The 22043-nt window shown below is 62.5% G+C and carries 18 protein-coding genes and 1 tRNA gene; 12 read left to right on the plus strand and 7 right to left on the minus strand.

Translation table 11 applies throughout. The annotated features are described in order from the left end of the window. Positions 1-10 precede the first annotated feature (10 nt). The 3 genes from SALLO_RS0107580 (at position 11) to SALLO_RS0107590 (ending at position 2609) form a co-directional block, all read left to right on the plus strand. Positions 11-1660, plus strand: coding sequence for a ribonucleoside-diphosphate reductase subunit alpha (locus SALLO_RS0107580; protein WP_022835713.1), 1650 nt, complete (start codon positions 11-13; stop codon positions 1658-1660). 43 nt (positions 1661-1703) lie between these two features. Further along, a complete protein-coding gene (locus SALLO_RS0107585) occupies positions 1704-2132 on the plus strand; it encodes an acyl-CoA thioesterase (protein WP_022835714.1) in 429 nt (142 codons plus the stop codon). 108 nt (positions 2133-2240) lie between these two features. Beyond that, positions 2241-2609 carry a hypothetical protein gene (locus tag SALLO_RS0107590; RefSeq protein ID WP_022835715.1) on the plus strand — a complete coding sequence of 123 codons (369 nt, stop codon included), beginning with the start codon at positions 2241-2243 and terminating at the stop codon, positions 2607-2609. A gap of 40 nt (positions 2610-2649) precedes the next feature. Here SALLO_RS0107590 and SALLO_RS0107595 read toward each other — a convergent pair whose 3' ends face one another. Beyond that, a complete protein-coding gene (locus SALLO_RS0107595; RefSeq protein WP_022835716.1) occupies positions 2650-3882 on the minus strand; it encodes a patatin-like phospholipase family protein in 1233 nt (410 codons plus the stop codon). Positions 3883-4063: 181 nt separating this feature from the next. On the opposite strand from SALLO_RS0107595, the gene SALLO_RS0107600 reads away from it, so the two are divergent. The 5 genes from SALLO_RS0107600 (at position 4064) to SALLO_RS15980 (ending at position 7160) form a co-directional block, all read left to right on the plus strand. After that, positions 4064-5080, plus strand: coding sequence for an NAD-dependent epimerase/dehydratase family protein (locus SALLO_RS0107600; protein WP_022835717.1), 1017 nt, complete (start codon positions 4064-4066; stop codon positions 5078-5080). Positions 5081-5189: 109 nt separating this feature from the next. After that, the gene (locus tag SALLO_RS17770) at positions 5190-5510 is read left to right on the plus strand and encodes an archaeosortase/exosortase family protein (protein WP_051141333.1); all 321 of its coding nucleotides are present in this window, start codon (positions 5190-5192) and stop codon (positions 5508-5510) included. Positions 5511-5525: 15 nt separating this feature from the next. After that, positions 5526-5735 carry a hypothetical protein gene (locus SALLO_RS18150; protein ID WP_228702823.1) on the plus strand — a complete coding sequence of 70 codons (210 nt, stop codon included), beginning with the start codon at positions 5526-5528 and terminating at the stop codon, positions 5733-5735. A gap of 81 nt (positions 5736-5816) precedes the next feature. Next, a tRNA-Ala gene (locus SALLO_RS0107610) sits at positions 5817-5889 on the plus strand. 200 nt (positions 5890-6089) lie between these two features. Further along, positions 6090-7160 (plus strand): DNA-methyltransferase, encoded by a 1071-nt coding sequence (locus tag SALLO_RS15980; protein WP_022835718.1) that lies wholly within the window; start codon positions 6090-6092, stop codon positions 7158-7160. 467 nt (positions 7161-7627) lie between these two features. Here SALLO_RS15980 and tsaB read toward each other — a convergent pair whose 3' ends face one another. Next, positions 7628-8320 (minus strand): tRNA (adenosine(37)-N6)-threonylcarbamoyltransferase complex dimerization subunit type 1 TsaB, encoded by a 693-nt coding sequence (tsaB, locus tag SALLO_RS0107620; RefSeq protein WP_022835719.1) that lies wholly within the window; start codon positions 8318-8320, stop codon positions 7628-7630. Positions 8321-8362: 42 nt separating this feature from the next. Then, the gene (locus tag SALLO_RS15985; protein ID WP_022835720.1) at positions 8363-9166 is read right to left on the minus strand and encodes a LolA-like protein; all 804 of its coding nucleotides are present in this window, start codon (positions 9164-9166) and stop codon (positions 8363-8365) included. A gap of 106 nt (positions 9167-9272) precedes the next feature. Here SALLO_RS15985 and SALLO_RS0107630 point away from each other — a divergent pair, with 106 nt between their 5' ends. The 4 genes from SALLO_RS0107630 to murB all read left to right on the plus strand — a co-directional run bounded on the left by SALLO_RS0107630 (position 9273) and on the right by murB (position 14662). Further along, a complete protein-coding gene (locus SALLO_RS0107630; RefSeq protein ID WP_022835721.1) occupies positions 9273-10049 on the plus strand; it encodes a TrmH family RNA methyltransferase in 777 nt (258 codons plus the stop codon). After that, a complete protein-coding gene (locus tag SALLO_RS0107635) occupies positions 10046-10906 on the plus strand; it encodes an NHL repeat-containing protein (RefSeq protein ID WP_022835722.1) in 861 nt (286 codons plus the stop codon). The genes SALLO_RS0107630 and SALLO_RS0107635 overlap by 4 nt, the downstream gene beginning before the upstream one ends. A gap of 109 nt (positions 10907-11015) precedes the next feature. Next, positions 11016-13604: a type I DNA topoisomerase gene (gene topA, locus SALLO_RS0107640; protein ID WP_022835723.1), complete on the plus strand. Its 2589-nt coding sequence runs from the start codon at positions 11016-11018 to the stop codon at positions 13602-13604. Between the two features lie 32 nt (positions 13605-13636). Continuing rightward, positions 13637-14662, plus strand: coding sequence for a UDP-N-acetylmuramate dehydrogenase (gene murB, locus SALLO_RS15990; protein WP_022835724.1), 1026 nt, complete (start codon positions 13637-13639; stop codon positions 14660-14662). 18 nt (positions 14663-14680) lie between these two features. Here murB and SALLO_RS0107650 read toward each other — a convergent pair whose 3' ends face one another. The 4 genes from SALLO_RS0107650 to SALLO_RS0107665 all read right to left on the minus strand — a co-directional run bounded on the left by SALLO_RS0107650 (position 14681) and on the right by SALLO_RS0107665 (position 21803). Continuing rightward, positions 14681-15649: an ADP-ribosylglycohydrolase family protein gene (locus tag SALLO_RS0107650; protein WP_022835725.1), complete on the minus strand. Its 969-nt coding sequence runs from the start codon at positions 15647-15649 to the stop codon at positions 14681-14683. Positions 15650-15816: 167 nt separating this feature from the next. Then, positions 15817-16947, minus strand: a complete 1131-nt coding sequence (locus SALLO_RS17775; RefSeq protein WP_022835726.1) for a fasciclin domain-containing protein — start codon at positions 16945-16947, stop codon at positions 15817-15819. Positions 16948-17006: 59 nt separating this feature from the next. Continuing rightward, entirely contained in the window at positions 17007-18557 is a 1551-nt protein-coding gene (locus SALLO_RS0107660; protein WP_084696213.1) for a SusD/RagB family nutrient-binding outer membrane lipoprotein, read from the minus strand. A gap of 57 nt (positions 18558-18614) precedes the next feature. Beyond that, the gene (locus SALLO_RS0107665) at positions 18615-21803 is read right to left on the minus strand and encodes a SusC/RagA family TonB-linked outer membrane protein (protein ID WP_022835728.1); all 3189 of its coding nucleotides are present in this window, start codon (positions 21801-21803) and stop codon (positions 18615-18617) included. Between the last annotated feature and the right edge of the window lie 240 nt (positions 21804-22043).

Here is a 22043-nt window from a genome sequence, read left to right on the forward strand (position 1 = left end):
AGACTTTCGCATGGCTGCTTTCTCCTGGCTGAATGACGACGCCCGCACCTTTCTTCGCCGCGGCTACCTGCTGCCCGGCGTCTCGCCCGAACAGCGCATCCGGCAGATTGCCGACCGGGCCGAAGCGGTGTTGGGCATGGACGGCTTCGCCGACCGCTTCTACGACTACATGGGCCGCGGGTACTACTCGCTCGCCTCGCCCGTGTGGGCGAACTTTGGACTCGACCGCGGGCTGCCCATCAGCTGCTACGGGTCGTACATCGGCGACTCGATGGCGTCCATCCTCGACGCCCACGCCGAAGTGGGTATGATGACCAAAGTGGGCGGCGGCACCAGCGGCTACTTTGGCGCCATTCGCCCCCGCGGCGTGCCCATCACCAACAACGGCGCTTCCAACGGCACCTATCCGTTTGCACAACTCTTCGACACCATCATCAACGTCGTAAGCCAGGGCGAAACGCGCCGGGGCCACTTTGCCGGATACATCGACATCGAGCACGACGATGTGGAGGAATGGCTCAACATCCAAACCGAGGGCGACGCCATCCAGACGATGCACTACGGCGTGGTGGTGGGCGATGCCTGGATGAAGGCAATGATTGACGGCGACACGGCGAAGCGCGACCTGTGGGCAAAGGTCCTGCAAGCCCGCATGCACACCGGCATTCCGTACATTCTCTTTCGCGACAACGTACAGCGCGGACGCCCGCAGGTGTACAAAGACCAGGGCTACAACGTGCACGCAAGTAATCTCTGCTCGGAGATCGCGCTTCCTTCAACCGCAGACGAAAGCTTTGTGTGTTGCCTCTCGTCGATGAATGCGCTCCACTTTGACGAGTGGAAGGGCACGGACGCGGTTGAGATGCTGACCTACTTCCTGGATGCGGTGATGCAGGAGTTCATTGACAAGGCCGCAGACATCCCGCACATGGGCCGCGCGGTGCGGTTTGCACGGCGCCACCGGGCCATTGGGATCGGCATTTTGGGCTGGCACTCGTACCTGCAGTCGCACATGATTCCGTTCGCGTCGGTGGAGGCCAACGCCCGCAGCACGACCCTCACCCAAACCATCAAGGAGCGGTCGTACGCCGCCTCGGCCCGGCTGGCCGAGCGCTTTGGCGAGCCGGCTGTTCTGGACGGCTACGGGCGGCGCAATGCCACGACGATGGCCATTGCCCCCACCAAGTCGAGCAGCTTCATCCTCGGCCAGGTGAGCCCGTCCATCGAGCCGCTCAAAAGCAACTACTACGTGCAGGATCGCGCCAAAATAAAAACCACGTACAAGAATCCATACCTCATGGAAGTGCTGGAGGCCAAGGGGCACAACACCGAAGCCGTGTGGGAGCAGATTGCCCTGCAGGATGGCTCCGTGCAGCACCTGGATATCCTTTCGGACGAGGAGAAGGCGGTATTCAAAACGTTTAGCGAGATCAGTCAGGCGGCTATTATCCGGCAGGCCGCGCTGCGACAGGAGCACATCGACCAGTCGCAATCCCTCAACTTGGCCATCGACCCGAAGCGCACACCGGTAAAAGCCATCAACCAGCTATACATCGACGCCTGGAAGATGGGCATCAAGTCGCTCTACTACCAGAACAGCGTAAACGCCGCCCAACAGCTCTCGCGAGAACTGCTGGCCTGCCGGGCCTGCGAGGCCTAATCGTTCTGCCCTCACCGCTTCGTTCATTTATCGGATGTGCCCTATGTCCACCTCCGCTCCTGCTGCCACGTCTTCACCCGCCAACGCGCCGGCCGCCGACGCCGCCGAAACGAAAATGGTCTTTCCCGTTTTCCCCGGCGACACCAATCACTACCACACCCTTTTCGGCGGCACGGCCATGTCGTGGATGGATCAGGCGGCGTTCATCTGCGGCACGCGCTGGTGCCGCACCAAGGTCGTCACCGTTCACAGCAGCGAGATCGACTTCAAGCAGCCCGTGCCGGAAGGCACCATCGTGGAGCTCGTGGCCCGCGTAGTTTCGACCGGCGACACCTCTCTCACGGTGCAGGTCGACATGTACACCGAGCCGATGGACCGCCACGCGCGGGTGCAGGCCTGCAGCGGCTCGTTCGTGCTCGTAGCGCTCGATGCCAACGACCGGCCCACACAGCTTCCGCCGCTTCCCTCTTGAAGCAAAGGCAATCCCGACGGAACGATGCCACACACGAACAATACTCAGTGAAGAGCGGTTCCCTGATGGTTACGCAGCTATTCTTATTGTGAATAAAGCTACGATAAAATGCGAAAGAAAACGTTCATTGCTACGTACACCATCTTTCTTGTATTTTCTGGAGTCGGGATTATTTATCTCGGACTCACATTTGATGGTATAAGAGCATTCTCAAATATAAGCGGGGCGCAAGATTTCACTCTCGTGTTGAAGTTCATCGGAGCTATTTTTAGCGCAGCTGGCTTTGGAGGACTCATCTGGGCTCTTACGCTGAACAATAATACGAAGCTTCCAGGGTACGCAGGACTGAACTTCAGAGGAATTGTCACCTTTACGCTGCTGTTTTTCATTGCTGGTCCGTTTTGGCTCCTGATCGCCTGGGTGCTTTGGTTCATCCCTGGATACCGCTCTCGCAATGCCGCTGCGCAAAGCTTTTAGAACGATCGAGCGGCAAGCCAACATGCGGTCCAGCAATTCCTTAAGCGGCGGTTCGCTCAATGCGATCCAGCACCCGATCGAGGCGCTCTAACACCTGATCGGTTTCGTGCATCACGCGGTGCCGCCGCTGCCCAAGGGCTTGGCGCGCCGGGTACAGCGTGCGCGACGGATCGTCGAGCACAGACGGCCGCAGGTACAACCCGTGGCGGCGCAGCTTGGCATCAATCGTGTCGGCATGCGCACGCAGGTAGGCCCGCGTGGCCTGGTAGGCATGCTCGCACACGTCGTGGCGGTTGCTGAAGCTAAAGATGTTCGAAAAGAAAAGGCTGCTGTCCTCGCAATCCGGCTCAATGAGCACCAGGTCGGCATCGGGATGGGTGTGCGCGTACCGCTTGAAGCCCGTCGTTTTGCGCGAATCGACGATGGCCCGAAAGGTCTGCGAGAGCACCGCCGGCAGCCCATGATCCACAATGCGGTGCTGCTCAAACAGGCGCTTGGCGTGCTGCTCCAGCTGCAGGTTCACCGGCACGATGGGGTTGATGCAAAACAGCAGGTCGACATCGTTGTCGAGCGCCACGCTGGCGTGTACCGTGCGACGCGCCACGCCGTCGATGTAGTGCTCCCCATCAATTTCCACCGGACAATACAGGCCCGGCAGGGCAGTGCTTGCTTGCACGGCCTTCGAGATGGGTACGTGATCGTAGCCCGGCGCGCCAAACACAGCCACTTCCGCCGAGTCGAGGTGCATCGCCACCACGCGCAGATCGGCCGCGAGCCGCCGGAAGTCGTTGGTGCGCCCCGCCTGCCGAAACGTGCGCGCCAAAAAGCGCGCCAGGGCCTTGTTGTGAAAGAAGCCCGTGGGCACCATCGAGCCGAACGTGGACAGCACGCCCAGCAGGGACAAGTCGCCGGGATGCAGCGCGTAATGCCCCACGGCGCGAGCCAATGTGGTGGGAAGGCGCCCGAGGCGGCCGGCGTATTCCCGAAACGCTGGCGCAAACAGCGACGACGGATCGAGGTTGAGCGTCGGGTCGTCGGCCTCCGACACCACGGCGCGGCTCATGGTGCGCGGCGAAACGCCATTGGCCAGCAGGCTGCCCAAAAGCGCCCCCGAGCTCACGCCTACGTAGGTGTCCAGCGCATGCAGGTCTTCGCCCGCAATGGACTCATCGAGCGCGCACAGCGCACCCACTTCATAAATGGCCCCTTCCACCACGCCGCCGGCACAGGCGAGTCCGATACGGCTGGTGCGCGGAGCATTGGAAAGCCTCATGGTACCGCAATAGTTGATCGGGGGAATACACCGTCGATGCCGTATGAAGATTCAGCGGAAGCGGTTCCGCACGAGCATTGGTTAGAATGCAACGTTACCGCGCCGGATCAACGACACGGGCAAATTGATCACAAAAAGCGTTCCATTGGTTTGCTTTTTCCTTCCTGATCGCCCGCCGTTCATGCCTACGCCGCCTGCTGCACCCGTTGCCTTTGTTACCGGAGGCACCGGCTTCGTTGGGAGCCACCTTGTAGAAGCGCTCCTCGATCGCGGATTTACGGTGCGGGCGCTGGTACGCTCGCGGCGCAAATGGCTCGCGGGGCTCAATGTGGACGTGGTGCGCGGCGACCTCTCGGATGTAGAGGCCCTGTGGGAAGGCGTGCAGGGCGCCGACTACGTGTTTCACCTGGCCGGGCGCACGCAGGCGCCCACCTACGCCGATTTTCACGCGGCCAACGTGACCGGCACCCTGAACCTCTTGGGCACCATTCGGCAGGCCGCGCCCGACGTGCAGCGCGTGCTGATTACAAGCAGCCTGGCCGCCGTGGGCCGCGGCACCAACGGCGTGGCGACCGAGGACACGCCCCTGGAGCCCGTAAGCCGCTACGGGCGCAGCAAAGCAGCCATGGAAGAGGCGCTACGCGATTCGCACGACCTGACGGCCTCGTACGCCGAGGCCCTCCCGCTCACCGTGGTGCGGCCGCCCGCCGTGTACGGCCCGCGCGACCGCGACATCCTGACGTTTTTCCAGGCCGTGCAAAAGGGCGTGTGCCCCGTCGTGGGCCGCGGCAGCACACCCGCGCTCAGTCTGGTGTACGTCGACGACCTGGTGGACGGCATCATCCGGGCCACGCTGTCGGACGCGGCGGTAGACAACACCTACTTTCTGGGCAGCCCGGCCATCTACAGCTGGAACGACGTGAAGGAAGCCGCTACTGCGGCCCTCGACCGCTCCGCGCTCACCGTCCCCGTTCCGCCGCTGCTTGTGGGCGCCGTGGGGTGGCTGGCCGAGGGCTGGAGCCGCCTGACCGGCCAGTCGCTCGCCCTCGACCGCGAGAAGGCCCGCGAGATCCGCTACGCCTGCAAGCAGTGCTCCTCGGAAAAGGCCAAGCGCGCATTCAATTACGCCCCGGCGGTCGATATTGGTGAAGGCGTGCGCCGCACCATCGCCTGGTACACGGCCGAAGGCTGGCTGTAGCCGATTCGGCGCCCGTCATGCAAGCAGCTCGCCTCCCCCGCGGATCTTAATCGACGGTCGGTCTTATGGTACCATGTCTTTGGTGATACCGCGCAACGCCCCGCCGCCCATGCCTTTCGATTCGTCCACCCGCCGCCTTGCACGATTTGCCCTGAAGGGCCTGGCCGTCTATGCGCTGTGGTACGTTGTGTACGATTTGTGGCTGCTGCCCGACGGGCGGCTCGACCGCTGGCTCTCTACCACGGTGGCCAGCCTGAGCGGCACGCTGCTTCAGCTTGTGGGCTTCGAGGCGATGGTGAGCGGGCGCACCCTCACGCTGCCCGGCGTGGTGGGCGTGCGCATCGTGAACGGCTGCAACGGGCTCACCACCATCGGACTGTTTATGGGCTTCGTGGTGGCGTATCCTGGCCGCTGGCGGCACCGGCTGTAGTTCATTCCGGCGGGCATCGGGCTCATCTTTGCGACCAACGTGGTGCGCGTGATGGTGATGCTGCTTGCGCAGCGCTACTGGCCGGCCGCCTTCGACCCGCTGCACGGCTTTGGCCTCACCACCATCTTTTACGTGGTGGTGTTTGCGCTGTGGGTGGCGTGGGTGCAGCTCTCCGATCGCGCCCCGCAACAGGCCCCGCAACGCACAGCCGTTCAGCCTGTATGAATCGTTCGTGGAACGCCGGCCTGGAGCACGGGTTGGCTTGACATCGCGCGGCCCGCGCCCTACTGTGGGCAATGCTACAGCGGGGCTATAGCTCAGTTGGTAGAGCGCTTGCATGGCATGCAAGAGGTCCGGGGTTCGAATCCCCGTAGCTCCACCGCCGCCCGTTCCCTCTGCGGGGACGGGCTTTTTTTGTCGCCCGGCGTGCGATTGGACGCCTGCGAAGCCGCGCCCGCCGGGTTGTGACGATGGCGTTCTTCTGTGGTCGCGCGCTGCTCGGTGCCTGCGTTTCTGCGGGCCACCGGCTATGCTGTACGTCCCTCCGCTACTGCTCCTGCTGCTGACTGCCTCGCTTCGATGACCACGCGCACGACGGTTCACTTCGCAGATGCCCGGTCGATGACCGACGTGGCAGATGAGTCGGTGGCGCTGGTCGTGACCTCGCCGCCCTATCCCATGATTGAGATGTGGGACCCGGCGTTTTGCGTGCTGAGCGATGTGGTGGGCGCGGCCTTCGAGGCGGAGGCCTACGACACGGCCTTCGATGCTATGCACGAGGTGCTGCGCACGGTGTGGGCCGAATGCTACCGGGCCCTCATGCCCGGCGGCGTGTTGTGCATCAACATTGGCGACGCCACCCGCTCCTTTAACGGGTCGTTCCGGCGCTTTCCCAACCACACCCGCACCACCGAGCAATGCCGCACGCTCGGCTTTCGGGTGCTGCCAAGCATCTTGTGGCACAAGCCCACCAACAAGCCCACCAAGTTTATGGGCGCGGGCATGCTGGGATTGAACGCGTACGTGACCCTAGAGCACGAGCACATTCTCATCTTTCAGAAGGGCTCGCCGCGCGCCTTGCACGAACGCCGCCCGCGCCGCGAGAGCGCATACTTCTGGGAAGAACGCAACCGGTGGTTCTCGGATCTGTGGACGGACCTGAAGGGCACCGAGCAAACGTTGCCCCGTCGCTACCGGGCCCTGCGCGCCCGCTCGGGGGCCTTCCCGATGGCGCTGCCCTACCGCCTCATCGAGATGTTTTCGGTGTACGACGACCTCGTCCTCGATCCGTTCATTGGCACCGGCACCACCGCCCTCGCCGCGGCCGCCACGCGCCGCCACTGCATCGGCTACGAGATTCAATCGGCTTTCCGGCCCGTCGTCCGCGAGACCGTGCAGCGGGCCTGCCTGGAGAGCCTCCGCCGCAACCGCGCCCGCCTCGCCCGGCATCAGGCGTTCGTGGAGCAGCGCTGGGCCGCCGGCAAGCACCTCAAGCACCGTAACGCGCACTACGACCTTCCGGTGGTGGCCCGCGACGAGCAGTACATCCGCCGGTACGATGTGACCGCGGTTGATGAAGACCTGGATGCCGACACGTACACCTTTCACTACCGCCCGCACCGCCTCGCCCAAAGCGCCGATGCGGCGTAGGGCTCTGTGCTCGCACGCAACGCAACCAGGCGGCGACGGCCTATAAAAAAGTAGCCGCTTCAATCTTCCACATTGTGTAAACGTGCCACACAATTGTTTAGCGGCCCCCTCGGCTCTGGTGTACATTTTTTCCTGGATGAAAAAGATGTACGAAAAAAATCACGGCGGCGAAGCGAACAGCTGACGACCTCCGGGTCTCGCTACAATCATCGAACTTGCACCCTATCTGTAGACCGTAGACTGCGCGGACGCACCACATTGTGCGTCCATCACGCGGGGACGTCTCTAACGTTGCGCCGGGGGCTCAAACAGCGATGATTGTGGCCGCGAGGCCCTCCGGTACGTCCGAGGCGCCGTTCGCTTCGCGGCCGATCAACCGAGCGTTACACCGGAAGGTCTCTGGAGCGCATCAATGAGTACCCCTCGGCCCGGTGCAGTTTGCAAACTGTTTTCCAGGCAGCGCTTGGCTAGCTGTCGAGGCGCGCGAGGGGCGAGGGCGCCGGGGTGCCGTGAAAGGCCTTGAGGTAGAACGGCTCGAACGCGGTGCGCGCAACCGGCGTAGCGCCTGCGCCGAGGTGATGGGCCGCCCGGCGTGCCACCCACGACGCCGCGGGGAGCACCTCCGTCACGCCATGCGCCGAAGCCGCCGCACACTTCGCGGCCCCCGGGCCGATCATCCACGTTGGGGAGGCCTCGTCGATCCATTCGGCCACCGCAGCCGCTGCACACGCCGTCGGCTCGCGCTGGAGCGTCAGCGCCGTGCCGTCCCAGGCATACGCGGCGGCATACACGTCGTCGCGGCGGGCGTCGAGCGCGCCCACGAGGCGCGCGCCGGGCGGAACGTACGGCGTGGCCGACGCCGCCAGCGCTTCGAGCGTTGACACGCCCAGCACCGGCACATCCAGCGCCTCGGCCCAGCCAAGGGCCGTGCTCACGCCAATCCGCAAGCCGGTGTACGACCCCGGACCTTCGGACACGGCCACGACATCCACCGCACGACGCGCACATCCGGCCTGTTCGAGCACCGCTTCCACCAGCGGCGTGAGGCGTTGCGCATGCACGCGCGGCTGGTGCACGTGCGCCTCGGCCTGCACGCGGCCCTCGTGCCACAGGGCCACGCCACAGGTTGCAGTGGCCGTTTCCAGCGCAAGAATCGTCATAGCAAGGGTAAGCGTCCAGAAAGCATGCGCGGCAGGCGCCCGTTACGAACGGCCATTGCCAAACACCGAGGCGTCGATGGGCTCGTTGACCGACACGCGCTGCACCGTAATCACGATGGGCTCGTCGTTGAGCATCTTCTGCATCATCTCAAAGCGATCGCCCATCATCTGTTGCATTTGCTTGCGCTGCTCGTCCGGCATGTTTTTCATCCGCTCCATCATCTGCTGCATTTGCTGCTTCTGCTCGGGCGTCATATTCTGGCCCAGATTCATATCGAACGTCATGCGATGCGGCACGGTAAGGCCCTCGGTGGTTTGGTACTCGCTGAACGTGATGTCCATCGTGCCGGGCGCGGAGCCCTGGCCCGCGTTTGAGGTGATGGTCATGCGCACGGGGACGTTCATCGCGGCGTCGACGTAGTACGTCATCGCCTCCACCTGTGGCGGCATATCGGGCGTGACGGCCTGCGGGTTGTCTACGTCGATCACGTGGGCGGTGCGGCCGTCCACCGTCTCGGTACCGCGATAGGTGCCGTGCTCGCCAATCTTCCGGAACATGTCGAGCTGCGCAAAGGACGACGGCGCCTGCATGCCATTCCCCAGCGCCGGCTGCCCCTTGAGTACGGTTTTGGTTTCGTACGTCGGCGCTCCGTCCTTCATCACCTTCCGGTTGTAGGACGTGTACATGTCGGTTTCGATGACATAGGTTTCGACGGTGACCAGCTGCTCCTCGTAACGCGCGATGACGTCCTGCATGACCGACCCAGCGGTTTGTGCAGCCGCGGGCGGCGCGATGAGGAGGAGGCCAAGCGCAACGAGCGGAAGTATCCAGCGGGAACGTGTCATGGCTGTATCAGCGTTTGGGATAGCAATGCAGGGCCCCGGGCGTGCGGGCGTTGATGCGCATCCGTACGTTGGTGGGCCCATGAGGGTTCATTATGCTATGCGAAATATGCCAACGGAAGAGGCCACGCCGCGCCATCAGATGAACCGGTTGCTGCGCCGCGCCGGGTTGCCCCATGCGCCCGATACGGGCCAGCTGCCCGTGGGCGACCGGCTCCTCTCGCCACGCACCGTCATCGAGACGCTGCGTCCGTTTATGCGCGCCCGGCGGATGGAGCGGCTCGCCTCCGTCGTACGGCAGCGCACCCGCACCGTCATCCCCGTCATTGAGGGCCTTGTAAACACCGGCAACGTAAGCGCGGTGATGCGCTCGGCCGAGGGGCTGGGCTACCAGGAGCTGCATGTGGTGGAAGGCAACCACGAGCGCTACAAGCATTCGCAACGCACGGCGCAGGGGGCCGGGCAGTGGCTCGACGTGCACCGGTGGGAGACGCCCGCCGCCTGTGCCGATGCGCTACACGCCCGCGGCTATCAGATCCTTACGCTCTACCTAAGCGACGCAGCCCGCCCGCTAACGGACGTGGATTGCACCCAGCCGACGGCGCTTGTGGTGGGCAACGAAAAAAACGGCGTCACCGATGCCATGCGCGCGGCCGCCGATGGCGACGTCGTCATCCCCATGCACGGCTTCACCGAGAGCTTCAACGTATCGGTCGCCGCAGCGCTCGCGCTGTATCAGGCCCAGCAAGACCGCCTGCAGCGCCAAGGCTACCATGCCGACCTCTCGGAAGCTGCGCAAGAGCACTTGCTGGCGCGCTTTTGCCTGCAGAGCGTGCGCCACGCCGCGCGCATCATCGACCGCGAACTGCCGGCGACCTCGTCATGATTGTGCTGCTGGCGTTGCTGCTGTGGATGCCGCCCGATACCGCCGTGGTGGCTCGGTTTGACGCGGCCACCGCGCTGGCCACCGATCCCGCCGGACGCGTGTACGTCACCGATGCCGCCACCGACGCCGTGCACGTGTTCACGCCCGCCGGGGCCCGCCTTACCACCTTTGGCGGACAGGGGCGCAGCGCCTCGGCCCTCAGCGACCCGCACGATGTGGATCCGACCAACGGGCTGGAGATTCTGGTGGCCGATGCGGGCCATGGGCGCATCCAGCGCTACGGGCGCGACGGCAGCTACCTGGGCGCCCTCCCCGTAGGCCGCACCGACCCGAACCAAGCGGCCTTCGCGCAGCAGCCGGTCTTTGACCTCGGAGACGCCGCCGCAGGCCCGCGCCTTCGCGGCCGCCCCATCGCCGTCGCCGCCGCGCCCCATGGCGCCACCTACGCCATCGATGCCGAGGCGGGCGTCGTCGTGCAGTGGGATGCCCAGCGCCAGCCGACCCGCCTCATTGGCACGCCCAGCAGCGCCCATCCCCTGCAAACCCCCGTCGCGCTTGCCGCCGATCGCCTGCACCTGTACGTGGCCGATGCCGGGGCCCAGCGCGTGGCCGTCTTCGATCGCTACGGCACCTTTGTGCGCATCGTGCCCGCCGCCCCGCTGCGCGGCCTTCGCACGGTGGCCGTGCACAACAACCGCCTATGGATCATCACCCGCCGGCGTGTGCTTCGCGTCGACGACGACAACCAACCGGTGCTCCGCTACCGCAGCCCGCGCCCCCTCATCGACGCTGCCCCCAGCCCGCGCGGCTACTGGCTGCTCACCGCACGCCAACTGCTACACGTTCGTCACCCTTAACGCGCAGATCACGTGCAGCCGGAACGTCCGCGCCGCACCGGGCGTGCCTAACGCGCTGCGCCTTCCGATCTGCGTGGCTTCGGGCTCCTTTGCACCTGCTGTTCTGTCTATGAAGCGACTTGTCGTCGTTGAATCGCCTACCAAGGCCAAAACGATTCGTAATTTTCTGCCGCGCCGCGGGTACAAGATTGAGGCCAGCATGGGCCACATCCGCGACCTGCCGGCCTCGGCCAAAGAGATCCCCAAAGCGTACAAAGACAAAGACTGGGCGCGCCTTGGCGTAAAAGTTGACAACGGGTTCGAGCCGCTGTACGTCGTTTCGGGGCGCAGCAAAAAGGTGGTACAGAAGCTTCGGAAGGAGCTGAAGGACGCCGACGAGCTGTACATCGCCACCGATGAAGACCGCGAGGGCGAGTCGATTGGCTGGCACCTTATGGAGGTCCTCAACCCGTCCATTCCGGTGCGGCGGATGGTCTTTCACGAGATCACCGAGGAGGCCATCCAGCGGGCGCTGGAAGAGACGCGCGACATCGATCAGCACCTGGTGGAAGCGCAGGAGACGCGGCGCATCCTCGATCGGCTGGTGGGCTACACCATCTCGCCGCTGCTGTGGCGCAAAATCAAGCCACGGCTGTCCGCGGGCCGCGTGCAGAGCGTGGCGGTGCGCATCTTGGTGCTGCGCGAGCGCGAGCGCATCACCTTTGTGCCGGCGACCTACTGGGACCTGAAGGCCCAGCTCGCGAAGGACGACCTGGCCTTCGAAGCCGACATGACCCACATCGGCGGGGTGCGCCTCGCGGCAGGCAAGGACTTCGACCGCGACACCGGCCGCCTCAAGGACGACATAAAGGAAGGCACCGACGTGCTGCTGCTCAGCGACGCCGACGCCCGCGCCTGGGCCGAGCGCCTGCAGCATGAGCCGTGGCGCGTGGCCGACCGCCAGGAACGCACCCGCACCAAGTCGCCCGCGGCCCCGTTCATCACCTCTACGCTGCAGCAAGAAGCCAACCGCAAGCTGGGCTGGTCGTCGCGGCGCACCATGAGCGTCGCGCAGAAGCTCTACGAAAACGGCTACATCACGTACATGCGCACCGACGCCACCAACCTCTCGGAGGAGGCGGTGCAGGGCGCGCGCACGGCCGTGGCCAAACGGTACGGCGACGACTACCTGAGCGACAGCGTGCGTACGTACCAATCTGCAGACAGCGCGCAGGAAGCCCACGAAGCCATTCGGCCGGCCGGCGGCGCAATGAAAACAAAGGAGGAGCTGGACCTGCGCGGCGGCGAGGCCGTGCTGTACGACCTCATCTGGAAGCGCACCGTGGCCACGCAGATGGCCGACGCCCAGATCCGCTACATCAACGTTTATTTTGACGCGGGCGCCGGTGAGGACACCGCCCGCTTCCGGGCCTCCGGCAAGTCCATCGACTTTCCCGGCTTCTTGCGGGCCTACGTGGAAGGCAGCGACGACCCCGAAGCCGACCTCGCCGATCGCGAGCGGGCGCTGCCCGACCTCTCGGTGGGCGACACCGCCCAGACCGGCGGCGACGGCGCCGCCCCCGCCTTCCGCATCAACGACATTGAGCCGCTGGGCCACGAGACGCAACCGCCCGCGCGCTACACCGAAGCCTCGCTTGTGAAAACGCTAGAGGAAGAAGGCATCGGGCGCCCGTCCACGTATGCCTCTATCATTGACACCATTCAGCGCCGCGGCTACGTCCAGAAGGCCGGCAAGGCCCTCGCCCCCACCTTTACGGCGTTTGCCACCAACAACTTGATGGAGCGGCAATTTGAGCAGCTCGTGGACGTCCACTTTACCGCCGAGATGGAGGACGTGCTCGACCAGATTGCGCGGGGGGCCCAAGCGCCCACGCCGTTCCTGCGTCGCTTCTACCAGGGCGAAGACGGCGTTGAGCCGCGCGTGGAAGAAGGCCTCGACAGCATCGACGGCAAGGAAATATCCGAGATCCAGTTTCCGAAGCAATGGGGCGACTATGTCGTGCGCGTGGGCAAGTACGGCCCGTACGTCGAGGGGCCGCTGGAAACCGGCGAAACCGCCACGGCCTCCCTCCCCGACGACCTGCTGCCCGGAGACACCACCCAGGAGACGCTGCAAGAGATTCTGGAGGAGGCCAACAAGGGCGATCAGGTGCTGGGCATTCATCCGGAGCACGACCAGCCCGTCATCCTCAAAAGCGGTCCGTATGGACCCTACGTGCAACTGGGCGACGACGAGCAAAGCGGCAAGCCCAAGCGTGTGTCGCTGCCGCCCAACGTAGAGCCCAACGAGGTGACGTTTGAGGTGGGCCTGCAAATCATTGACCTGCCGCGCGAGCTGGGCACGCACCCGGAAAGCGGCGACCCGATCGACGCCTCCATTGGGCGGTACGGCCCGTATGTGCGGCACAAGCGCTCGGGCAAAAAGCCCACGTACGCCTCCCTGAAGGACCACGACAACGTGCTTACGGTGGAGCTGGAGCGAGCCCTGGAGCTCATCGAGAAAAAGGAGGCCAAAAACCGTCCGCAGCGTGTGCTGGGGTCGCATCCGGAAAGCGGGAAAGACGTGGAGCTGTGGAACGGACGCTACGGCCCGTATGTGAAGCACAACGGCACCAATGCGTCGCTAAAAGACGGCCAAACCATCGACGAACTGACGATGGATGAGGCCATCGAACTCCTGAATGAAAGAAACAGCTAAGCGGTGCCCTGCGTGCTGCTTAGCCCTTGGATATGGCTGCCATCACCACTCTTTTTGCGGAGGCCTTCGGACCGGATCGCCTGCGGCAGCAGGTGCCCTTAGCGCCGTACACGACCTTCAAAATTGGCGGACCGGCCGACTATTTCTTCTCGGCGCGCACCGCCGACGAACTGGCGACGGCCGTGGCCCTGGTCCGCGCGCACGACCTGAACTACCACCTGCTGGGGCTTGGCGCCAACGTGCTGGTGGGCGACGGCGGCTTTCGCGGCGTCGTCATTCACAACGGGGCGCAGCATGTGCACGTGGACGCCGATCGCCAGCAACTTTGGGCCGAAAGCGGCGCCATCATGTACCCCGATGTGATTGAGGCGGCCGTGTCGCACGGCCTTTCGGGGCTAGAGCACTATGTGGGCATCCCGTCGACGGTGGGCGGCGCGCTCTGGCAGAACCTGCACTTCCTCTCGCCGCCGCCCGCGCGCGAACGAACCATGTTCATCGGGGAAGTGGTGCACGCGGCCGACCTCCTTACGGCCACCGGCGCGCGCCGCACCGTGGACGTTGACTACTTCAACTTTGGCTACGACTACTCCATCCTGCACGACACCGACGACCTCGTGCTGGCCGCTACCTTTCAACTGGAAGCGGGCGACGAGGCGCGCATGCGGGAGATCATGGCCGCGAATCTGCAGTGGCGCCGCGAGCGGCATCCCCCCCTCGACCACGAGCCGAGCGTAGGGTCGATCTTCAAAAAGATTGAGGGCGTGGGGGCCGGGCGGCTCATCGACAACTGCGGGCTGAAGGGCACACGCATTGGCGGGGCCGAAGTGACCCACCGGCACGCCAACATCTTTGTGAACCGCGGCGGGGCCCGCGCGGCCGACGTGCAGGCCCTCATTGCTCACGTGCAGGAGGTTGTGGCCCGCGAAACGGGCTATACCCTCAGCACCGAAATTGACTTTGTAGGCGACTTTGAAGCGCCCTCTACCGAGGCGCCCATCCGGGTGGACGCCCCGCACGACCTTGTCTCCGCGGAAGAACGCGCGCGGCGGCGTGCGTAGCGCCGAAATGGTGGCCTGCTAGGCGCGCACCGCGTCCGCAAAAGCGCGCGCTTGCTCTTCCAGCGCGCCTGTGGCCTCCAGCGCTTCCTTCCATTCCTGCGGAAACGCCGCCCAGCCGTGCAGCACGCCCAGCAGTGCGCCCATCATGGCGCCGGTGGTATCGGCATCGCCGCCCACGTTGATGCCCGAGAGCAACGTATTTTCTAGCAGGTGCGGCCGCCGCACCACCATGCCTACCGCAAACGGCCACGCCTCGTCGGCCGCCACGCCGGCCCCGTCGCACACGTCACGCAGCTCAAGCGGCACGTCGTTGAGCACGTCGGTGAGACGCCGCAGCCGCTGTGACACGCGTGCATCGCCGTTGAGCTGCTGCTCCGCCCACACCACATCCTCGATGAGCGGGCGCCAGAACGAATCGATAGTGGGGGCCCGGGGGTCGTCGAACGCCGCGAGGCGATAGACCGCCGCCGCCTGTCCCCACCCCGCCACGAGCGCCGCCGGATGCCGGTGGGTGACCGCGAGCACCGGACGGAGCGCCGCCCAGGCGTCGGCACGACGGGCGGCGCGCACGGCCCACCACACGCCCAGCGGTGCCGCACGCATAGCCGCCCCGTCGGTAGCGCCGTCGGGATCTCCGGCATCGCCGGGCGCAGCACCATCAGCGAGCCGATCAATCGCGGCCGTCGTGGTGGGGCCCCAGCGGCGCGCTTCATCGCGCAAGGCCACATACTGCGCGGCCGCCGCGGCAGGCCAATCCGCTGGGTCCTCGGGATGCTGCGTCAGGACGCGTGCCAGCGCAAACGTGAACTGCGTATCGTCCGTCCACTGCCCCGCCTCCAGGTCATGCCGCCGCTCGTCGGCCCGCATCTCTTTGATGCCTTTGTAGAAGGTACGGACGTTCTGGTGGCTAAACCCTTCGATGGGCATGCCCAGGGCGTCCCCCACGGCAGTCCCCATTAGAGCACCCAGGATGGCATTGGCAGTCATACGATACAGTATTTTGTGGACAGAGCTACGGCAGGTGGTATTGGCAACCCCAACCGTAGGTTCGTACCCACATAGCAAAGGGCCGAACCAATCGCTGGATCAGCCCTTCGCAATCATAACATGGAGCTCGGACGTGCGTCGGAGGACCCACGTCTAGCGTACAGCAATCACGGCACCGCAATGGTTCCGTACTCCAGCACGGCAGCGCCATTTTTGACGTACGGACCGTCAGCCATTCCAGCCGACGTGACAAAGTCATACGTCTCGGTTCCGTTGGTATCGCGGTGCGGCATGGCACCGAGAACGGTGCCATCAGACACGTCCTGGTCCAGCGCAATGGCGATACTCTTATGGAAGCCCGGCTCAAGGTAGTCAGAGGCACCAACAACGCTTGGGATGGCCCCCTGATCGGCCAGGGCTGTGCTATCGTGCATGACGACGAATCCACCCTCAGGCAGATACACACCGGCAACCGTCACGCTGTCACCCGCTGTCGACGTCTGGTCCCGGAAGTCAACAGCGGCCGTTTCCGGAAGCAGGACTTCATCAATCGCATGCAGGTAGCCGCCAAGAACGGGAATATCGGGGCGTACGACAGAGGCCCCTTCCACGGAGATGGCGCCGCCGCTTCCGACGGTAAAGCCTAACTCGGTGCCAAACACTGTGGGCGCCGTGGCGCCGTCAGTGATTGCGGAAGACGCAACGCTATCGGGCACCACATGGTAGCTGAGAATGTCAGCTAGAATGCCCGCAGAAGGCAGCTCATCGCTTGAGAGCGCATCATCATCGTTTGCGTCAAGGGCTGCCAAGAACGCAGCATCGCGCGGAGCAAATACCGTTGCTTCCGCAAGCCCGCTCTCTCCGCCACTCAGCGCAGTAGCCAATCCTGCTGATGTCACAGCATTCACGAGAATGCTGAACCCTTGGCGCGAGGCCTGAGCGGCCGGATCGGTGAGGATCGCCGCTATATCGACGGTACCCGTGTATTCGCCATCGCTTACCTCAAGCGTGTAGGTCCCCTTTTCAGTGAAGCCAACATCGACAAACTCACCTTGGCGCCGTACTTGAACGATGGACGTAGGTGCAGGACCGACGGTCCACTCGTAGCTTTTGTTGATCGTGAATGCACGAACGTAGTAATCCGTAGTATCTGGGACCACTACTTGCGCGGGCCCCGCGATGGAGAGGGAGTTGCCCGGCTCGTATTCGAAGTTTTGCGAACTCTGATCGCACGCCGATAGCGAAACCGCCATCAAGAGCGCTAGCAGAGTGTGCCACGTGTAGCGTTGAAAGTTCATGAGTCGTTGCAATGCTCGTTGAATAGGCAGTGGTTTAGGCGAAGTGCCACGGATGTACCTTAGTTGCACACCGGCGCATTCGTGTCCCACCAGAGCCGAACGCCCTGATTGTCTTCACTTGCACCATCACCACCCAGCAGGTTGCTAATGGCGTCTTGCAGGTTTGTTTGGTTCAGGCTAGCCTCGTCTGTGGGGTACGACATACGGATAGCGATGTCGCATTCGAAGAGGGATTGTCCCGGGTTACCTTTCGGAACTTGGAGCACGCCCGAGAAATCGAGTCGGCGCCACGTTGACCATCCTTGAACGCCCTGCATGTACTGAGCAACCCACTTCTGCGTACCCAGCACTTGCTCGTAATTACTGGGCGTAGGCATCGTCAACCCGCTGATGAAGTTGCTGATCGTTGCCTGATCAGTGACGCCCCAGTACCGAAGCGAAGACGCAATAGCATCGCGGTAGAGCTCCTGAGCCGAGGGAAGCGAAGCCAATCCGGCCCCACCCCATCCGCGCAGCTTAGCCTCGGCCGCGATAAAGAGTACCTCATCGTAGAGCATGAAGATCGCGGGCGCGTCAGCCTGACGAACGCGCAGTCCTGGACGCGAGAAGCTAGCGGACGTAAAGAGCGCTGAAGCCTCTCCGCCAGGCAGCCCGTACGGGAATCCATTGTAGTCAGGAGCAGGCGTCGAAGGGTCAGCATCCGTGAAGAACGCTGCACGGCGCGGGTCATCGGTGCTATTCATAACACCCACCAGGCCTTCGGGGGCTGCCCAGTCATCACGACCGTCAACCTCATAGTTCTCGAAGAACGGATTGCGGTATGGCGGTGCAGTACTAAATGGCTGTACCGCTTGCACCGGTCCAAGGCTGATGGCGCCTGCTTGAATGGCTTCGTTGATTGCCGTTTCAGCAGCGCCCGGCATTACATCGGACATCCGCATCGCAACACGCATCTTCAGCGCGTTTGCAAACCACTTCCATTTGCTCATGTCGCCACCAAACATAAGGTCACCTCCCGCAAGGGCGGTACCGCTGGCATCGATCATGTTGCTCGCCTCCGTAAGCATTGCGAGCAGCTCCGTATACACTTCGGGTTGGCTTGTGTATGCCGGCGTGAAGTTGCCCTCCGTGCGCCCTTGCAGGGCCTGGGTGAAGGGAATTGGCCCCCACATGTCTGTCATGACCTGGTACGTCCAGGCCTGCAGAATCATGGCCATGGCTTTTTGATTGTTGTTGGAGCCATAAGCACTTGCAGCCTCGGGGCGTTCGTTGTTAATCCGAATGACTTCTTGCAGGTCATTCAGCGAGAGGTAATAAGCCTCCCAGTTTCCGTTGTTAGACCCTGAACGACGAGCCGGATATGTATACCGGTCACCGTCCGTGTACTGGTTGGTGGTGAGGTACTGTGCATAGCGCATCCAGAAACCAGCTGGATAATCCCGCCAATAGGTATTGGCAATGGTGGCCTGCGCATTGGCGAGCAAACGGGGCGGCGCGGCCTCCGTCGGCTGATTAGGGTTTGTGTTCATCTCGGTCAGGTCGCACCCGCTGAGTACCAGCACGAGTGCGGCCATTCCCGCGATTGTAAGACGTTGGAAAAAACGTTTCATCGTAACTCCTAAGCGTCGTTAGAAAAGTTGTGCAGAAGCAGCGCAGTCTTTGGTATGCTAGAAGCCCAGATTGAAGCGCAAACCAATCGAACGGTTTGGCGGCATCTGTCCGGCTTCAATGCCTTGAAGGTTACCGCTGCCACGCACAACCGCCGTTGGGTCAAAGTTGGGCGTGTACTTCAGCAGCGTTGCCACATTGCGTCCTACAGCTGACACGGACAAGCGACGAACGGGGGTGTTTTCAAACCACCGTGACGGCATGGTGTAGCTGATAGAAACAGAACGCAGCTTGATGTAGCTGGCGTCGTAAATGAATGCTTCTTGGTTGCCAAAGAAGCTGACGAAGAATGCATTCGGATCGACGCGGCCCGTCCAGGGATCGCCGGAGGACGTTACGCCCTGCGGAATGACACCTAGCTGGCGCACATTGTTGGCGACCGTTTCTTGCACAATGCCGCTGTAGAACCCAAAGAGGTTTGACAGCGACCAGATTTTTCCACCTTTCTGCCCATCGAGCAGAATGTTAGCGGAAAAGCCTTTGTACGACACGGTCGTTGAGAATCCAGCCGTCCAGTCGGGAAGATAAGACCCCAAGATGCGCGGCGCACTCAGGCTGTACGCACCGCCGCTGATCACCTTGTTACCGTTCTCATCGTACTGGAACCCACGCCCAAAGAACGAACCGTACGGCTCACCTTCGCGCGCTACGATCTGCGGACCAAAGGGCGGTGCGGAAGCAGTGGAGTTGACCGGGAGGCTCTCAACACCTTCCGCCAGCGAAACCACTTCACTTGTGTTTTTCGCCCAGTTAATGCCAACATCCCACTGGAAGGACCCTGTGCTTACCGGTGTCGCGTTCAGCGCGACTTCGAAGCCGCGGTTTGCAATCGTTCCGGCGTTTACAACACGTGAGCTGTAGCCGCTCGCCCGCGAGCCCTCAACACCGAGAATTTGGTTTCTGGTCTCCTCGCTGTAGTACGTCACGTCGAGCGCAATCTTGTTGCTCAAGAACTCAAGCTGCGTTCCGACCTCCCATCCCGTCTTGATTTCCGGTTTCAGGTTGGTGTTTGGCAGCGAGTTTGGCAGCGTTTGCAGCTGTGTGCTTCCAAAGGGAAGGGGCTGCAACGGATAGACAAACGACAGCTCGTACGGATTGGTGTCGCGCCCAACGCGTGCCCACGTTGCGCGGATCTTACCAAAGCTTAGGATGTCGCTATCTTCAAACGTCGGGAGGGCGGTAAACACAAAGCTACCGTTCACCGACGGATACAGGTAAGAATTATTGTCGGCCGGCAGCGTTGAGGACCAATCATTACGAAGCGTACCTCCGAGGTACAGCATGTCCTGGTACCCAAGGGTTACATCTCCGTACACACCAAAGAGCGCCTGCTCCTGGAAGTAGTCAGCAATTGAGGGGCGCGACGTCGAGTTTTCCAGCGTGTACACTTCACGAGAGACCAGCCCACCTTCAGTAGCTCCAAGGTTCTCGCTGCGGTCGTTGTAGCGGTAATTTACGCCACCCAACGCCTGCAGGCTAATGTCGTCCGTGATGTTGCCGTTATAATCGACCTTACCACCGATGTTGGTCTCTTGCACTTCGTAGACCGACTCCGAGTAGCTCGACAACTCAACCGAACCAATCGCGACACGCTCTTGCTGACGCAGCGTGTAGTAATCGGTTCGCGCATTGGCAGAAACTGTGAGGTTGTCCATCAGGTCATAGGCAAGCCGCACCCGACCATAAATGCGCTGCGTATCGTCATTCTGGTAGTTTTTCTCACGAATCCAGAATGGGTTGTTCGCATAGATCAGGTTTCCGGCTCTCGGATCGCCAACCCAGTTCCAGCCGCGTTGCGTGCCGTCTGGGCGCGTGATGTCACGCATCGGCGCGTCTTCATCCAGCTCAATTTGGCGCTGGCCGAAGTGGTTAAACTGCAACCACGGACCAACCGCGTTGCTGTATCCACTGCCCGGACGTCCGTAAGCTTCAGAGTTGATGTAATTCGCCGAGACCGACGAGCTCAGCCGATCGGTGAGATCTAGCGATCCATTGAAGTTGATCGTCTGGCGCTCCATTTCGCTTTCAGGCGAGTTGCCCCGCTGGGTCATGTTCATGACCGAGAGGCGATAATTGAAGTTTTCCGCCCCCTGAGAGAATGCAACGTTGGTTTTGGACAAGATGCCCGTGCGGAAGAAGTTTTCCACGTTGTTGGGATGGGCGACCCATGGCGTCGTCTGTCCTTCCAGACCGTTCACATTGTCGTAGCTGTACCACTGACGCACCTGACGCCCGTCAAGGCGCGGCCCCCACGACTGATCTGTCGCAAAGTCTGCAACCAACTGGCCCTGGCCATTCATCGAGAACGGTGCCCAAGCGCCGCCTCCGTACTTGTTTTGATAGTCAGGGAAGTTGTACATCTGGTTCATGGTCAGCGTCTGCTGGATGTTCACCCCGATGCCTTCACGCCCGGAGCCATCCTTCGTTACGATCTCAATCACACCGTTCGCGGCGCGCGACCCGTACAACGCAGCAGCACTTGGACCCTTCAGAACAGTGACTGACTTCACGTTTGTCGAGTTGATGAGGGCAGCAGCGTTTCCGTAGTCGTACCCTCCAGATCCCGTCTCCTGGGAAATGCTATTGAACCCGGAGTTATCAAGCGGAATACCATCGACAACAATCAGCGGCTCATTGTTACCGGAAATGGAGCTGGCTCCACGCAGGATGATGCGGGAGGATCCACCCATTTGGCTGGAGGTGCTCACTTGAGCACCCGACACCTGACCGGCCAACGAGCTGATGAAGTTTGTCTCACCCGCTTGATCAATCTCAGCCGCCTCAACTTCCTGAACGGCGTAACCAATCGCACGCTCTTGGCGCTGCACGCCGAGCGCGGTGACAATCACGTTCTCTAGCCCAACTGCCGCAGGCGATAGTTGGATACGAATTTCATTTGTGCCCGCGTCTACGTCAAGCGGAATGCGCTTCGTGTCGTAGCCGACGAACGAAGCAACCAGTGTTTGCTCACCGGTTGGTACACCCTCAATACGAAATTGGCCCTGCGTGTCTGTTGCTGCGCCCAATTGAAGGCCTTCCACAACAACGTTCACGCCCGGCAACGGCTGAGAGGTCGTGCTATCGACGACCGTTCCTAAAACAACGGCGTCCTGTGCGTACGCTTTTGGGGCCGTCCCCAAAAGCAGCAGCGCCAGGACGGCAAGTGTACAACGTAACAGTCTGCGCATGATGCTATCACGATTGGATACATAACAATGCGAATAACTGGGCCGCGCCCAGCAGGCAACGCCAAATGAAGCTGTGGGAAACCGCTCCACGTGCCCGACGACAGCCTCTTGATTGTACTACAACCTGTACCTGAGCAGGCATGACCGGGCCAAGTAACGTTACCAAATCATTTACTACCTAAAGGGATCGGTCGCATAATTGCAAAGAAACGAAGGAGCTTGACACTGCCCCAGTGCAGG

The sequence above is a fragment of the Salisaeta longa DSM 21114 genome (genome assembly GCF_000419585.1).
Lineage (GTDB): Bacteria > Bacteroidota > Rhodothermia > Rhodothermales > Salinibacteraceae > Salisaeta > Salisaeta longa.